This is a genomic window from Xanthomonas sp. JL1, from assembly GCF_038405005.1.
In genome coordinates, this window is record NZ_JBBYGR010000037.1 from 60324 (window position 1) to 75260 (window position 14937).

At 63.8% G+C, this 14937-nt stretch carries 11 protein-coding genes and 1 pseudogene; 10 read left to right on the forward strand and 2 right to left on the reverse strand.

Annotated elements, in window-relative coordinates; genetic code table 11:
* Window positions 1-112: 112 nt before the first annotated feature.
* From murC to lpxC, 6 genes and pseudogenes are all read left to right on the forward strand, one after another.
* Entirely contained in the window at window positions 113-1546 is a 1434-nt protein-coding gene (gene murC / locus WJW29_RS07990) for a UDP-N-acetylmuramate--L-alanine ligase (RefSeq protein WP_011409375.1), read from the forward strand.
* Complete coding sequence (locus WJW29_RS07995) at window positions 1543-2499, forward strand: D-alanine--D-alanine ligase (protein WP_011260228.1); 957 nt, start codon at window positions 1543-1545, stop codon at window positions 2497-2499. The genes murC and WJW29_RS07995 overlap by 4 nt, the downstream gene beginning before the upstream one ends.
* A gap of 124 nt (window positions 2500-2623) precedes the next feature.
* A pseudogene (locus tag WJW29_RS08000) lies at window positions 2624-3343 on the forward strand (cell division protein FtsQ/DivIB); the annotation flags it as partial.
* Between the two features lie 98 nt (window positions 3344-3441).
* A complete protein-coding gene (gene ftsA / locus WJW29_RS08005; protein ID WP_011260227.1) occupies window positions 3442-4677 on the forward strand; it encodes a cell division protein FtsA in 1236 nt (411 codons plus the stop codon).
* A 302-nt stretch (window positions 4678-4979) separates the two neighbouring features.
* A complete protein-coding gene (gene ftsZ / locus WJW29_RS08010) occupies window positions 4980-6224 on the forward strand; it encodes a cell division protein FtsZ (RefSeq protein WP_011260226.1) in 1245 nt (414 codons plus the stop codon).
* A 236-nt stretch (window positions 6225-6460) separates the two neighbouring features.
* The gene (gene lpxC, locus WJW29_RS08015) at window positions 6461-7372 is read left to right on the forward strand and encodes a UDP-3-O-acyl-N-acetylglucosamine deacetylase (RefSeq protein WP_011260225.1); all 912 of its coding nucleotides are present in this window, start codon (window positions 6461-6463) and stop codon (window positions 7370-7372) included.
* Between the two features lie 186 nt (window positions 7373-7558).
* Here lpxC and WJW29_RS08020 read toward each other — a convergent pair whose 3' ends face one another.
* A complete protein-coding gene (locus WJW29_RS08020) occupies window positions 7559-8005 on the reverse strand; it encodes a DUF721 domain-containing protein (protein ID WP_011260224.1) in 447 nt (148 codons plus the stop codon).
* Between WJW29_RS08020 and WJW29_RS08025 the strand changes: the two genes are divergently transcribed.
* The 4 genes from WJW29_RS08025 (at window position 8006) to WJW29_RS08040 (ending at window position 13763) form a co-directional block, all read left to right on the forward strand.
* Window positions 8006-8947, forward strand: a complete 942-nt coding sequence (locus WJW29_RS08025; protein ID WP_011409372.1) for a M23 family metallopeptidase — start codon at window positions 8006-8008, stop codon at window positions 8945-8947.
* A 156-nt stretch (window positions 8948-9103) separates the two neighbouring features.
* Window positions 9104-11842 carry a preprotein translocase subunit SecA gene (secA, locus tag WJW29_RS08030; protein WP_011260222.1) on the forward strand — a complete coding sequence of 913 codons (2739 nt, stop codon included), beginning with the start codon at window positions 9104-9106 and terminating at the stop codon, window positions 11840-11842.
* 464 nt (window positions 11843-12306) lie between these two features.
* The gene (locus WJW29_RS08035) at window positions 12307-12675 is read left to right on the forward strand and encodes a VOC family protein (protein WP_011409371.1); all 369 of its coding nucleotides are present in this window, start codon (window positions 12307-12309) and stop codon (window positions 12673-12675) included.
* 140 nt (window positions 12676-12815) lie between these two features.
* Window positions 12816-13763: a Nudix family hydrolase gene (locus WJW29_RS08040; protein WP_011260220.1), complete on the forward strand. Its 948-nt coding sequence runs from the start codon at window positions 12816-12818 to the stop codon at window positions 13761-13763.
* A 90-nt stretch (window positions 13764-13853) separates the two neighbouring features.
* On the opposite strand, the gene WJW29_RS08045 is transcribed toward WJW29_RS08040, so the two are convergent.
* Window positions 13854-14888 (reverse strand): IS630 family transposase, encoded by a 1035-nt coding sequence (locus WJW29_RS08045; protein ID WP_011407587.1) that lies wholly within the window; start codon window positions 14886-14888, stop codon window positions 13854-13856.
* Window positions 14889-14937 lie beyond the last annotated feature (49 nt).

The following is a 14937-nucleotide window of genomic DNA, read 5'->3' on the forward strand; positions in this document are numbered from 1 at the left end:
GTCAATTTTCGGGGCGATCGACCGCCGCCGTTGCCAATCTCCAATGCCGCTCGCTCTTCGACAGCCACAGGCTGGCCATCCTCACTCCCGGCACCTTCGCAGGGGGTGCAGCTTGATCCGCCGTCTGCAGGACAGTGGCGATCTGGTGCGCGCGTTTCCGCGCGTGCATTTCGTCGGCATCGGCGGCACCGGCATGAGCGGCATTGCCGAGGTGATGTTGACGCTGGGCTATGAAGTCTCCGGCTCGGATAACTCGGATAACGTGGCCACGCGTCGCTTGGCCAAGCTGGGTGCGCGCGTGATGCGCGGCCACTCGGCCGCCAATGTGTTGGGCACCGATTGCGTGGTGGTCTCCAGCGCCATTCGCGATGACAACCCCGAGCTGATGGAAGCGCGCAGCCAGCGCATTCCGATAATGCCGCGTGCCGCGATGCTGGCCGAGTTGATGCGCTTCCGCCGCGGCATCGCGGTGGCCGGCACGCATGGCAAGACCACCACCACCAGCCTGGCTGCAGCGGTGCTGAGCGAAGGCGGGTTGGACCCGACGTTCGTCATCGGCGGCCAGCTGCTGGCCGCAGGCGCCAACGCAAAACTCGGTGGCGGCCAATGGCTGGTCGCCGAGGCCGACGAGAGCGATGGCAGCTTCCTGCGCCTGAATCCGTTGATGGCCGTCATCACCAACATCGATGCGGATCACCTGGAAAATTACGGCAACGATTTCGCGCGTATCCAGGCCGCATTCGCCGAATTCCTGCAGCGCCTGCCGTTCTATGGCCTGTCACTGCTGTGCATCGACGACCCGGAAGTCGCTGCGCTGGCCGGCAGGACGCCGCGCCACGTGATGAGCTACGGCATGAGCGAAAACGCCGACGTGCGCGCCGAAGATGTGGTGCAGGACGGTCCGCGCATGCGCTTCACGCTGCGTCTGCCGGAAGGCACCACCACGCCAGTGACATTGGCGCTGCCGGGGCGTCACAACGTGCTCAATGCACTGGCGGCTGCCGCAATCGGCTGGCAGCTCGGCGTGGCTCCGGGCACCATTGCACGCGCGCTGGAAAACTTCGCCGGCATCGGCCGTCGTTTCAACGATCTGGGCGAAGTCACCACCAGCACCGGCGCGCGCGTGCGCGTGGTCGACGATTACGGCCACCATCCACGCGAGCTCGAAGCCGTGTTCGCTGCGGCGCGTGGTGGCTGGCCGGACAAGCGCCTGGTCGTCGCATTCCAGCCACACCGCTATAGCCGCACCCGCGATCAGTTCGACGCCTTCGCCGCGGTGCTCAGCACGGTCGACGCATTGGTGTTGAGCGAGGTCTACCCGGCAGGCGAAGCGCCGATTCCGGGCGCCGATTCGCGTGCACTAGCGCGCGCCATCCGTGCGCGCGGCCGCAGCGAACCGGTGGTCGTCGGCCAGATCGCCAGCCTTGCCGAAGTGTTGCCGGACGTGCTGCAAGACGGTGACCTGCTGTTGATGATGGGCGCCGGCGATATCGGTTATGTGGCACAGCACATCATCAACAACGGGTTTGTCGGAGAGCCGGCATGAGCGCGGTCATCGCCAATGCCCGCACCAGCGATCCGGCCATCTTTGGCCGCGTCGCCGTGTTGCTCGGCGGCACTTCGTCCGAGCGCGAGGTGTCCTTGAACTCCGGCAGCAATGTGCTGGAAGCGCTGCGTGCGCGCGGCGTCGATGCGCAGCCGGTCGATGGCATTGCGGCACTGGCCAAGGCGTTGGTCGCGCAGCAGTTTGATCGCGTGTTCAATGTGCTGCACGGCCATAACGGCGGCGGCGAAGACGGCATCGTGCAGGGCCTGATGGAAGCTTTCGGCGTGCCGTATACCGGCTCGGATGTGCTTGGCTCGGCGTTGAGCATGGACAAGATCCGTACCAAACAGGTGTGGCTGTCGCTGGGCCTGTCGACACCGCGTTACGCGCGGTTGGCTGCTGGCGCCAGCGCCGCGGACATTCATGTCGCGGCACAACAGCTCGGTTTACCGGTCATCGTCAAGCCGGCCAATGAAGGCTCAAGCGTTGGCGTCAGCCGCGTGTTCGACCAGGCACAGCTCGAAGACGCAGTGACCCTGGCTGCCCGCTACGACGGTGCGCTGTTGATGGAGCAGTTGATCGAAGGCGACGAACTGACCGTTGCGGTGCTCGGCGACACCGCGTTGCCGTCCATCCGCATCGTGCCCAAGGGCCAGTGGTACGACTACAACGCCAAGTACATCGCCGAAGACACGCAGTATCTGTGCCCGGGCCTGGAAGGCGAGCCCGAAGCGCAGATCCGCCAACTTGCGCTCGATGCGTTCCGCGCTGCCGGCTGCCGTGGCTGGGGCCGCGTGGACGTGATGCGCGATGGCAGCAGCGGCCAGCTGTATCTGCTCGAAGTGAACACCGCTCCCGGCATGACCAGCCACTCGCTGGTGCCCAAGGCCGCCCGCCAGCTCGGCATCGATTTCGAAGAACTGGTCTGGCGCGTGCTGGAGAAGACGCTGTGATGACGGGATTGGGGATTCGGCATTCGGGATTGGTGAACGGCGGTGCCATGCGCGCCTTTGCTGTGGCTGCTGCCGTGACCAACCCCCAATCTCCAATGCCGAATCCCGTGTGCGGAGCGCGCCCATGAACGCCACCCTGCGCATCCTGGCCTGGTTGCTCGCGCTGGCGTTGGTCGCGCTGCCGGTGGTGGCTGTGCTCAATGGCTGGGTCGGTGCCGAGCGTTGGCCGTTGGCCAAGTTGCGCGTGTCCGGCGACTTCAAGCGCGTGCCGGCCGAAGAGTTGCGTGCGGTGGTGTTGCCGTATGCGCGTGCCGGTTTTTTTGCGGTGAAACTGCAGCAGGCGCAGGACGCCATCGCGCGCTTGCCGTGGGTGGAAAGTGCGCAGGTGCGCAAGCGCTGGCCGGACGTGCTGGAAGTGCACGTGACCGAGCACAAGCCGTTTGCGCGCTGGGGCACCGACCGCATGCTGTCCGAGCAGGGCCGGCTGTTTCGCACCCCGCCGCTGTTGAAGGATTTCAAGTTGCCGCAGCTGGGTGGGCCGGACAGCAAAACCCAGGATGTGGTGGCGCTATACAACGAATCGCGCGCCTTGTTCGCACCGACCGGGCTGGATGTGGAGCGTCTTGAAATGGACGCGCGCGGCAGCTGGTCGCTGGGTCTGAGCAATGGCGTGCAGATCGTGGTCGGCCGCGACGATGCGCGCGCCCGTCTGCAGCGCTTCGCACGCATGCTGCCGCAGCTGGCCGATCCGCAGCGCCCGATCTCCCGCGCCGACCTTCGCTACACCAATGGATTTACCGTTGAAAGGCGGGCGGTGGAGAGTGGGGATTCGGGATTGGAAAAATCGACGCCTCGGCATCGCGCGGCATCCTCTCGGGTTGCCCTGGTCCATCCGCGTTTCACGACTCCCGACTCCCGACTCCCGACTCCCGGCTTTAAGACATGAATCGCAAAGGCGACAAATCCCTCATCGTTGGACTGGACATCGGCACTTCCAAGGTCGTTGCGCTGGTCGGCGAATACTCGCCCGGCAATCCGATCGAAGTGATCGGCATCGGTTCGCATGAATCGCGCGGTCTCAAGCGCGGTGTGGTGGTGGACATCGAATCCACCGTGCAGTCGATCCAGCGTGCGGTGGAGGAAGCCGAACTGATGGCTGGCTGCGAGATCCGCTCGGTGTATGCCTCGATTTCCGGCAACCACGTGCAGTGCAAGAATTCGCCCGGCATCGTGCCGATCCGCGACGGCGAAGTGACCTGGAGCGATCTGGAGCGTGTGCTCGATGCCGCCAAGGCGGTGGCCATTCCTGCCGATCAGCGCATCCTGCATGCGATCCCGCGCGAGTACGTGCTGGACGATTCGCAGGAAGGCATCCGTAACCCGGTCGGCATGACCGGCGTGCGCCTGGAGGTGCAAGCGCATCTGGTGGTGTGCGCGCAGTCGGCCGCCGCCAACATCACCAAGTGCGTGCAGAAGTGCGGCCTGCATGTCGACGATCTGGTGCTGTCGTCGCTGGCATCGTCGGTCGCAGTGCTGACCGCCGACGAACGCGAGCTCGGCGTGGTGCTGGTGGACATCGGCGCCGGCACCACCGATCTGGCGGTGTACGTGCAGGGCGCGATCTGCCATACCGCTTCCTTGCCGATTGCCGGCGACCACGTCACCAACGACATCGCGCACATGCTGCGCACGCCCACGCCGGAAGCCGAGCAGATCAAGGTCCGCTACGCCTGTGCGCTGGCGCAGCTGGCCACCGCCGAAGAGAGCATCCAGGTGCCATCGGTGGGCGATCGCCCGCCGCGCCGCATGCCCCGCCATGCACTCGCGCAGGCGGTGCAGGGCCGTTACGAAGAAATCTTCGAGATGGTGCAGGCCGAACTGCGCCGCTCCGGCTTCGAAGAAATGGTGCGCGCCGGCATGGTGCTCACCGGCGGCGCCTCGAAGATGGAAGGCGTGGTGGAACTGGCCGAGGAAATGCTGCAAATGCCGGTGCGCGTAGGCATTCCGCAGCACGTCACGGGCTTGGGCGAAGTCGTCGGCAACCCGGTGCATGCCTCGGGCGTCGGCCTGTTGCTGATGGGCAGCCAGATCGAACATCCGCGTCGCCCGTCGATCCCGACCGGACGCGCGGGAAGCTTGTTCAAGAAATTGAAGAATTGGTATCGCGGCGAATTCTGACGGGCCGAGATTCGGGAGTTTGAATTCGGGATTGGCAAGAGCAAGAGCGAAAGGCAAAGCGGCGGCGGTTGCGAAGATGAAGTAGAGAGCGGCGAGCAGGTAGGCGGTAAAATTTTTTTGCAGGCATTGCGTCGAGGAGCAGGTGTGGTGAGTCGTTGAGCGCAACAGCGCATCAATGGCCACGCAACCGAGACCCGACTTTCAAACAACAACACTCGCCGTGATGCGGAGTAGGGCAGGGACCAGCGCGTTTGCGACTCCCCTCTCCCCACTTCTCACTCCCGGCTCAAGAGGACACTGACATGGCACATTTCGAACTGATTGAAAAAATGGCTCCCAACGCAGTCATCAAGGTTGTGGGCGTGGGCGGTGGCGGCGGCAATGCCGTCGCGCACATGGTCAACACCAACGTCGATGGCGTGGAATTCATCACCGCCAACACCGACTCGCAAGCGATCAAGAATTGCGGCGCCAAGTTGCAGCTGCAGCTTGGCACCAACGTCACCAAGGGCCTGGGCGCAGGCGCCAATCCGGAAGTCGGCCGCCAGGCCGCGCTGGAAGATCGCGAGCGCATCATGGACGCGCTGCAGGGTGCGGACATGGTCTTCATCACCGCCGGCATGGGTGGCGGGACCGGCACCGGCGCCGCACCGGTGGTCGCACAGCTGGCCAAGGAGATGGGCATCCTGACCGTGGCCGTGGTCACCAAGCCGTTTCCGTTCGAAGGCCGTCGCCGCATGCAGGTGGCGCTGAAGGGCATCGAAGAGTTGAGCCAGCATTGCGATTCGCTGATCACCATCCCCAATGAAAAGCTGATCACCGTGCTGGGCCGCAACGCCACCATGATCCAGGCGTTCCGCGCTGCCAACGACGTGCTGCAGGGCGCGGTGCAGGGCATCGCCGATCTGATCGTGCGTCCGGGCCTGATCAACGTCGACTTCGCCGACGTGCGCACCGTGATGTCGGAAATGGGTCTGGCCATGATGGGCACCGGTTCGGCACGCGGCGACGATCGCGCGCAGGCCGCTGCCGAAGCCGCCATCCAGAACCCGCTGCTGGACGATGTGAACCTGGCCGGCGCCAACGGCATCCTGGTCAACATCACCGCCGGCCCGGACTTCACCATGTCCGAGTTCGACGAGATCGGCCGCACCATCGAAGCCTTCGCCTCGGAAGATGCCACCGTGGTCGTCGGTACCGTGCTCGACCCGGACATGCAGGACGAAGTGCGCGTGACCGTGGTGGCCACCGGCCTGAACCGTGCGGTTGCGCGGCAGCCCCAGCGTCCGGATCAGCGTGCGCCGATCAAGTTGGTGCGCAATGCCACCACCGGGCAGCCGGAATTCGGCGACTTCGACACCAACAGCGGCGACGCGGTGTCCAAGGCCGTCGGCGGCAGCATGGGCCTGGGCCTGCGTCGTCCGAGCAGCGACTCGGCTGGCAGCAGCAGCGGCAACCACACCAGCGGCGGCTCCTCGGCGCCGGCGGCTGACCTGCCCAACGATTATCTGGATATTCCGGCGTTCCTGCGCCGCCAGGCCGACTAAGGAGCGTCGGCCGCGTCGCTACGGTGACGCAGCCCGTCTTGCCCCGGAGTCCGCTTCGGGGTGCATTGCCATGCCATGTCATTTCTGCCGGATCGGTGCCGATCCGGCAGCTTTTGTAACAGCGTGACCGGGTGATGACAGTTTCCGTCACGCGCGACTTGTTAAAATACTGATAATCTCAGCGGGCCAGGCAGTCGATTCAGCGTCTGTCTGCATTGTTCAGCCAGACTTCGCATATGACCCAGCAACGCACGCTCAAGAACACCATTCGCGCCACCGGCGTCGGCCTGCATAGCGGCGACAAGGTGTATATGACGCTACGACCGGCTCCGGTCGATCATGGCGTGGTGTTCCGACGTGTGGACCTGGAACCGATCGTCGAAGTCCCCGCCGATGCCGAGCTGGTCACCGAAACCACGTTGTGCACCGGCCTGAGCTGCAACGGTGCCAAGATCCAGACCGTCGAACATCTGATGTCCGCATTGGCGGGCTTGGGTGTGGACAATGTCATCGTCGAACTGTCCTCGGCCGAGTTGCCCATCATGGATGGTTCGTCCGGCCCGTTCGTGTTCCTGCTGCAGTCGGCAGGTATCGTCGAACAGAGCAAGCCCAAGCGCTTCATCCGGATCAAGCAGACCGTGGAAGTGCGCGACGGCGACAAGGTGGCGCGCTTTGAGCCCTACGAGGGCTACAAGCTTGGTTTCACCATCGAATTCAATCACCCGATGATCCCGGCCAAGCAGTCGCGCCAGGAAATCGATTTCTCCACGTCGGCGTACGTCACGGAAATTTCGCGCGCGCGCACCTTCGGTTTCATGCGCGACCTCGAGTACATGCGCGAGCGCAATCTGGGCCTGGGCGGTTCAATGGACAACGCCATCGTGCTGGACGAGTTCCGTGTGCTCAACGAAGACGGCCTGCGCTACACCAACGAATTCGTGCGGCACAAGATTCTGGACGCCATTGGCGATCTGTATCTGGCTGGCGGCGCCATCCTGGGTGCTTACGAAGGCTTCAAATCCGGCCACGCCCTCAACAACAAACTGGTGCGTGCGTTGTTGGCCGACCAGGCCGCCTGGGAATGGGTGAGCTTCCCGGAAGGCACCGAGCAGCCGCCGGTCACCTACGCCAGCCCTGTCTACGCGTAGTGTCAGGGAATGCCCTAGTTGGCACAGAAAGTGTGAATCAAGTTGTATTTTTTGTTCATTCTTAACATTTATCTAATAATTCCCTAACTCCTGCGGCCGACATGCCCGCTAGGATGCGTCGGGCCGTGTGAGCTCTTCGCAACGCTCTCACGCACTGGCGGCCGCTCTGGATGAGCGGTGAAGACCTTACCGCTTCGTCGGTAAGACGTCCTGCAAGGAAGCCAACGCGTCGCGCAAACCTTTGTGCGTCGCCTCTGACACGGGTTTAGGACGGTCGCGGTTCTGCTGCGTTGGGGAATGCAGCGGCGCGGTTGCGGTCTTGACGGTCACTGCGGTGGCCTCCAGTCCGATGGATCGGGCGGCATCCAGGATTTGGGTTTCGGCAAGTCGCACCTTGGCATGCCAGACCGGCGAATCCACCAGAAAAACGAGCTGTTTGCCTCGGACATTGGCTAACCGGCAACGGGTGGCCAGATGAGGTGGTAACAGGGAGCGCAACTGCCGGTCCAGTGCATCGAGCCACAAGGCTCGGCGCAAGGGGTCGCCAGCCTTTTCCCCCAACGCGGCCTCGATGGCCGGTTGTGGAGTGGAAGGGGTGTGTGCGTTGGACTTGGGCTTGGACATGACACTCATATGGCGTTGAAAAAATTTGTCATCAAATCCCGGCAGACCCGGGCGCAGCGTGCGGCCCGGCAGTTCCAGGACGTTGCAGCAGATCGGCCGATGGTGGTGCTTGGTGCGGTACTGGGCCTGGGCATGCTGATCGGCGTTGGTGCAAGCACCGCCACCGGCATGGTGACCAATTCCGCGCTGCAGGCCAAGGTTGCGCAACAGCAGGCCGAGCTGGCCCAGGCGCAGCGCGCCTCACAGGCGCAGGTCAATGCGCTGGCCGCCCGTCTGGGCGAGCTGCAGGCGCAGGCGACCCGCCTCAATGCATTGGGCGAGCGCCTCACCGAGATGGGCAAGTTGAAGGACGGCGAGTTCGACTTCGATGAGCCTGTCGGCGTCGGTGGCGGCGATGAGCCGGTCAGCGACATGCCGGTGAAAGAGCTGAAGGAGACGCTCGGGCAAGTGGAGCAGCAGTTCTCCGCCTCCGGCCAGCAACTGGACGTCCTGGCCTCGCTGATGTTCGATCATCAGCTCGAGCAGAACGCGGTGCCTTCGCGGATGCCGATCCGCAACACCTACATCACCTCCGGCTTCGGCGGTCGCGCCGACCCGTTCGACGGTGGTTCGGCCTTCCACAAGGGTGTGGACTTCCACGCCAACGTGGGCGACCCGGTGATGTCGGTTGCCGATGGCGTGGTCAGCTACGCCGGTGTGCGTGGCGGCTACGGCAATGTGGTGGAAGTGGATCACGGCAATGGCTATGTGACCCGCTATGCGCACAACTCGCGTCTGGTGGTGAAGGTGGGCGATCTGGTGCGTGCCGGCCAGCAGGTGGCGCGTGCCGGCTCCAGCGGCCGTTCTACCGCCGCACACGTGCATTTCGAGGTCTGGGCGGACGGGCGCGTGGTCAATCCGCGCAAATTCCTGGGTGAAACCACGCCGGTGGGACGTCAAGGGCGCGGTTGACGAAGGCGCGGGCCGCGCTTGATTCGTGAAGGCCCGCCCCAAGCTACAATAGGGTGTTGCCATCGACAGGGCGCAGTGCGCCCTGTTTCGTTTACGGCGGTCGGGTCTGTGGGGACCGGCGTCGGTCAAACCGTTCCTTTTCAACCGGTTTCTTCAATGATCAACAGTCTGCTTACCCGTGTCTTTGGCAGTCGTAACGAACGCCAGCTGCGCCAGCTCACCCGCCTCGTCACCCAGATCAATGCGCTGGAGCCGACGATCGAGAAGCTCTCTGACGCCGAGCTGCAAGCCAAGACCCCGGAGTTCAAGCAGCGGCTTGCCGCCGGTGAGTCCCTGGACAAGATTCTTCCCGAAGCCTTTGCGGTGTGCCGCGAGGCCAGCCGCCGCGTGCTCGGCATGCGCCATTACGATGTGCAGCTGATCGGCGGCATGGTGTTGCACCTGGGCAAGATCGCTGAGATGCGCACCGGCGAAGGCAAGACCCTGGTGGCCACGCTGCCGGTGTACCTCAACGCGCTGCAGGGCGAGGGCGTGCACGTGGTCACGGTCAACGACTACCTGGCGCGCCGCGACGCCGCGCAGATGGGCAAGTTGTACAACTGGCTGGGCCTGAGCGTAGGCGTGGTGTATCCGGGCATGCCGCACAGCGACAAGCGCGAGGCCTACGGCAGCGACATCACCTACGGCACCAATAACGAATTCGGCTTCGACTACCTGCGCGACAACATGGCGCTGTCGCGCGCCGACCGCTACCAGCGTACTCTGCATTACGCGATCGTCGACGAAGTGGACTCGATCCTGATCGACGAAGCGCGCACCCCGCTGATCATCTCCGGCCCGGCCGACGAGTCGCCGGAGCTGTACATCCGCGTCAACCGCATCGTGCCGCAGCTGACCAAGCAGGAAAGCGAAGAAGGCGAAGGCGATTTCTGGGTCGACGAGAAGGGCAAGCAGGTGCATCTGTCGGAGGCGGGCATGGGCCACGCCGAAGAACTGCTGCTGCAGGCCGGCATCCTGGAAAACGCCGAAGACGGCCTGTATGCCGCGCAGAACCTGAGCGTGGTGCATCACCTCAACGCGGCGCTGCGTGCGCATGCGATCTATCAGCGCGATGTGGATTACATCGTGCGCGATGGCGAAGTGGTGATCGTGGACGAATTCACCGGCCGTACGCTGTCCGGGCGGCGCTGGTCCGACGGTCTGCATCAGGCGGTCGAAGCGAAGGAAGGCGTGCCGGTGCAGCGCGAAAACCAGACGCTGGCCAGCATCACCTTCCAGAACCTGTTCCGCATGTACAAGAAGCTGTCCGGCATGACCGGTACGGCCGACACCGAAGCCTACGAATTCCAGAGCATCTACGGCCTGGAAGTGGTGGTGATCCCGACCAACCGCCCGACCGTGCGCAAGGACCATCCGGACCAGGTGTTCCTCAACCGCAAGGGCAAGTTCAACGCGGTGCTGGCCGACATCGAAGACTGTGCCAAGCGCGGTCAGCCGGTGTTGGTGGGGACGACCTCGATCGAGACCTCGGAAATGCTGTCCGAGCATCTGCGCAAAGCCGGGGTGAAGCACGAAGTGCTCAACGCCAAGCAGCACGAGCGCGAAGCCACCATCGTGGCCAACGCCGGCCAACCGGGCGCGGTAACCATCGCCACCAATATGGCCGGTCGCGGTACCGACATCGTGCTGGGCGGTTCGTTGGAATCGGAGTATCACGCCCTCGGCGAAGACGCCACCGAAGACGCGCGCTTCAAGATCAAGACCGACTGGCAGCGTCGTCATGACGCGGTCAAGGCGGCCGGCGGCCTGCACATCATCGGTACCGAACGCCACGAATCGCGGCGTATCGACAACCAGCTGCGCGGCCGTGCCGGTCGTCAGGGCGACCCGGGTTCGTCGCGCTTCTATCTGTCGCTGGAAGACAATCTGATGCGCATCTTCGCCTCGGACTGGGTCCAGAAGGCGATGCGCATGATGGGCATGAAGGAAGACGACGTCATCGAAGATCGCCTGGTCAGCCGGCAGATCGAAAAGGCGCAGCGCAAGGTGGAAGCGCATAACTTCGACATCCGCAAGAACCTGCTGGATTTCGACGACGTCAACAACGATCAGCGCAAGGTGATCTACGCCCAGCGCGATGAATTGCTGGACGCCGAGTCGGTCAAGGACAACGTCGACGGGATTCGCGGCGATGTGATCTATGATCTGGTTGCACGCTTCGTGCCGCCCAATTCGGTGGACGAACAGTGGGACGTGAAGGGCCTGGAAGCTACGCTGGAGTCCGAGCTGGGCGTGACCTTGTCGCTGACCGACATGGTGCGCACGCAAGAAGAGATTGATGCCGAGCAGATTGCCGCCAAGGTGCAGGCAGCAGTGGATGCGCACTTCGCCGAGAAGGAAGCGGCCGTGGGCAACGACACCATGCGCGCGTTGGAAAAGCACGTGATGCTGACCGTGCTCGACCAGGGCTGGAAGGAGCACCTGGCCAAGATGGATTACCTGCGCCAGGGCATCTATCTGCGCGGTTACGCACAGAAGCAGCCCAAGCAGGAATATAAAAAAGAAGCGTTCGAGCTGTTCTCCGAGATGCTGGAGAACGTCAAGCGTGAAGTGATCCATCTGCTGGCGCGTGTGCGCATCCGCAGCGAAGAAGAAGTGGCCGAACTGGAAGAGCAGGAACGTCTCCATGCGCAGGCGCGCTTGATGGCCTCGCAATTCCAGCACCAGGATGTGGGTGGCTACGGCACTGACGAGGAAGCCGCGCAGGTGCAGAGCGGCAACGCGCCGGTCCCGGTCTCGCAGGTCACCCGCGACGAGCCAAAGGTCGGCCGCAACGATCCTTGCCCCTGCGGCAGCGGCAAGAAGTACAAGCACTGCCACGGTCAACTCAGCTGAGCTGAGTTGACCGTGGAGCAGCCCGCTTTGCGGGCTGCTCACCCAGCGTCCGCGTTGCGGACGTTGGGTGCACGGTACTCTTCCGATCCCCGCGCCGTTGGCGCGCCTCCTTACCAAGGGGGCTGTGCTGACGGAGAGTTGGTGGGGCTTTTGAGAAGTGGAAATTGTCTGAAAAGCGGGAGTTGAATGTTGGAGGTTGGGTGCAAGGCCCTGCCTGCTGATCTCGCTTGCGTTGGGCCAAGTTCCTGCTAAGAGTGTCGCTGGTCGAGTCGGTCGGCATTCGTTGGGACACCACGACATCAACGCTGGGAGCGCGCGTTCAAGGCGCCTATTCCAGTGAGCGTGAGCTGCAGCTACGCAGTCGTAGATTCTTGATGCGTTACCTGTGCCGCCGTGCATCGCGCTGCTGCGTCTGTGCGATTGCGGGGCGTATGCTCATTGCACGTCCTGCTTGGAGTGCGGTCATGTCGCAGCTGTCCAGCCAACAACTGAAGGTCTTCGTGCCTGCGCGCGATTACGCAGTGTCGCAGCGGTTCTATCGCGCGCTGGGATTCGTGCAGGAAGACGAGGTGGGCAATGTGACCTGTTTCCGGCATGGCGCGCAGTGCGCGTTCTTGCTGCAGGATTTTTACGTGCGCGAGTTGGCCGAGAACCTGATGCTGCATCTGTGGGTGGACGATGCCGACGCTTGGTGGCAGCACGTGCACGACATTGGTTTGGATGCGCAGTTCGGTGCGAGCGTCAGCGCTCCGGAAGACCGGCCGTGGGGCGCGCGCGATTTCACCTTGCACGATCCCAGCGGCGTGCTGTGGCGAATCGGGCAGCCGTTGTGAAGCCGGGATTGGGGGATTCGTGATGCGGGATTGGCTAACGCCTGTAGTGCACCAGCTGTTACCAATCCCTACTCACGAATCACGAATCCCAGCCCTCAAGCGATTGCGCTGAACCGCTCACTCGCGGCACTCTTGCGTCCATGCCTGATTCTCTTCGATCCATTCACGTCGTTGCCGGCGTGATCACCGACCCCCGCGGGCGCATCTTGCTGACCCGTCGTACAGAAACCCGCGACATGCCTGGCCTGTGGGAATTCCCGGGTGGCAAGCGTGAGCCCGGCGAAACGTCCGAACAAGCGCTGGTGCGCGAGCTCAACGAAGAGCTTGGCATCGAGGCGCAGGTCGGGGACTGGCTCATGGATGTGCCGCAGCTGTATCCGGACAAGCGGCTGCGTCTGGAAGTGCGTCACATCACCGCCTGGAAAGGCAGCCCACGTGGGCGCGAAGGCCAGGCCATGACCTGGGTGGCGGCAGACAAGCTGGCGCGCTATTCGATGCCGCCGGCCGATGTGCCGGTGGTGGGTGCGCTGCGCCAGCCCGACCATTACCTGATCACCCCCGAACCGGAGGACGACGCACGCTGGCTGGAAGGCCTGGAGCGCGCATTGCAGAATGGGATCACGCGGATCCAGCTGCGCGCGCGACAGACAGCACCTGCGCAGTGGCAGGCGCTGCTGCAGCAGGTCATGCGCTTACGTGGACGCACCCGCGCGCAGCTGCTGCTCAATCGCGATATCGCGCTGGCTGCGGAACTGGGGGTCGGCGTGCATCTGGGGTCGGAGCAGTTGGCCGGTCTGCAGGAACGCCCGCTGCCCGCAGAACAGCTGGTGGCTGCTTCCTGTCATGGCTTGGACGACTTGCGCCACGCGCAACGGATCGGCTGCGACTTCGCGGTGTTGGGGCCGGTGCAGGCCACCGCATCGCACCCGGGCGCCACACCTCTCGGATGGGGCGGTTTCGAAACCTTGCGTGAACAGGTCTCGCTGCCGATCTACGCGCTTGGCGGCATGCAGATTGAAGATGTGCGCGAGGCGCGCTCGCATGGTGCGCAGGGCATTGCGGCGATCCGCTCGCTTTGGCCGCAATAACCGCACCGACGCTGGTGGTGTTCGGCGGTTTGCCGGGCGTTGGTAAGCGTTCAATCGCTTCGTTATTGATCCGGCATCAACCAACTTGAATCAAGCCGCATAGCGAACCGGCCCATGCTCGAAGTATTTGCGAATCCGCTCAGGCTGGCGCTGCACGCTGCGAAGGTGGCGTGCGGTGGCCTTGACCAGTTGCAGCTTTGTGCGCGCTGGCGCCAGCGTCGTGACGGCTTGCTTGATGTCGGCGTTGGCCATTTCGTCGGGGTTGAGTTCGGGGCTGTAGCTGGGCAGGTAGAACACCTCGATCGCATCGGCGTGCTCGGCCAGCCACGCCTTGACGGGCTTGGCGTGGTGTACCCGCAGGTTGTCCAGGATCAGGAACAGCTTCTTGCTCGCCCCCTTGATCAGCCGGCGCAGGAAGTCGATCAGGATGTTCGTATTGAGCGCGCCGTCGAAGATGCGCCAGCGCATCTGGCCCTTGTTGGTCACGGTGGAGATCACCGACAGGCCGTGGCGCTTGCTGTTGACCCGGATCACAGGCGTCTGGCCTTTCGGGGCGAAGCCGCGCCCGCGCACGTCGTCGCTGCGCAGGCCGCTCTCGTCGCCCCAGTGAATCTCGGCGCCCTCGGCCTTGGCACGAGCGGCAATGACCGGGTAGTCCTCGTCGAGCCACTTCCGGACTGCGGCGGGTGATTGCTCGTAGGCCTTCTTCATCGGCTTTTGCGGCGTGAAGCCCCAGCGCGCCAGGTACAGCCCCATCGTGCGCACCGGCAGGCGAATGCCAAAGCGCTGCTCGATGAGCTGCGACACCGCCGCGCGCGTCCACAGCGCGTAGGGCATCTTCAACTGGTCAGGCGTCTTGTCGGTAATGAGCTTGCGCACCAAAGCTTCCTGCGCCGCGTCGAGCAGCCGGCCGTCGCCGCTGCGACGCCCGCTGGGCGCGTCGCGCAAAGCCTTGGCCCCTGCCACATCGTGACGCTTGCAGATGTCGAACACACCCGTGCGGCTCAACCCAGTCTGCGCCGCGATCTCGTCGTAGGTCTGGCCCGCCTTGCGCAGTCGAATGACCTGCACGCGCCTTTCGTGCCGCGCGTCGCGCGACAACGATCTCATGTCGGTTGCTTCCATCATCCTGAGATGATGGCGTCCACGAGAAGTTCAAGTTAACTACTTCCTA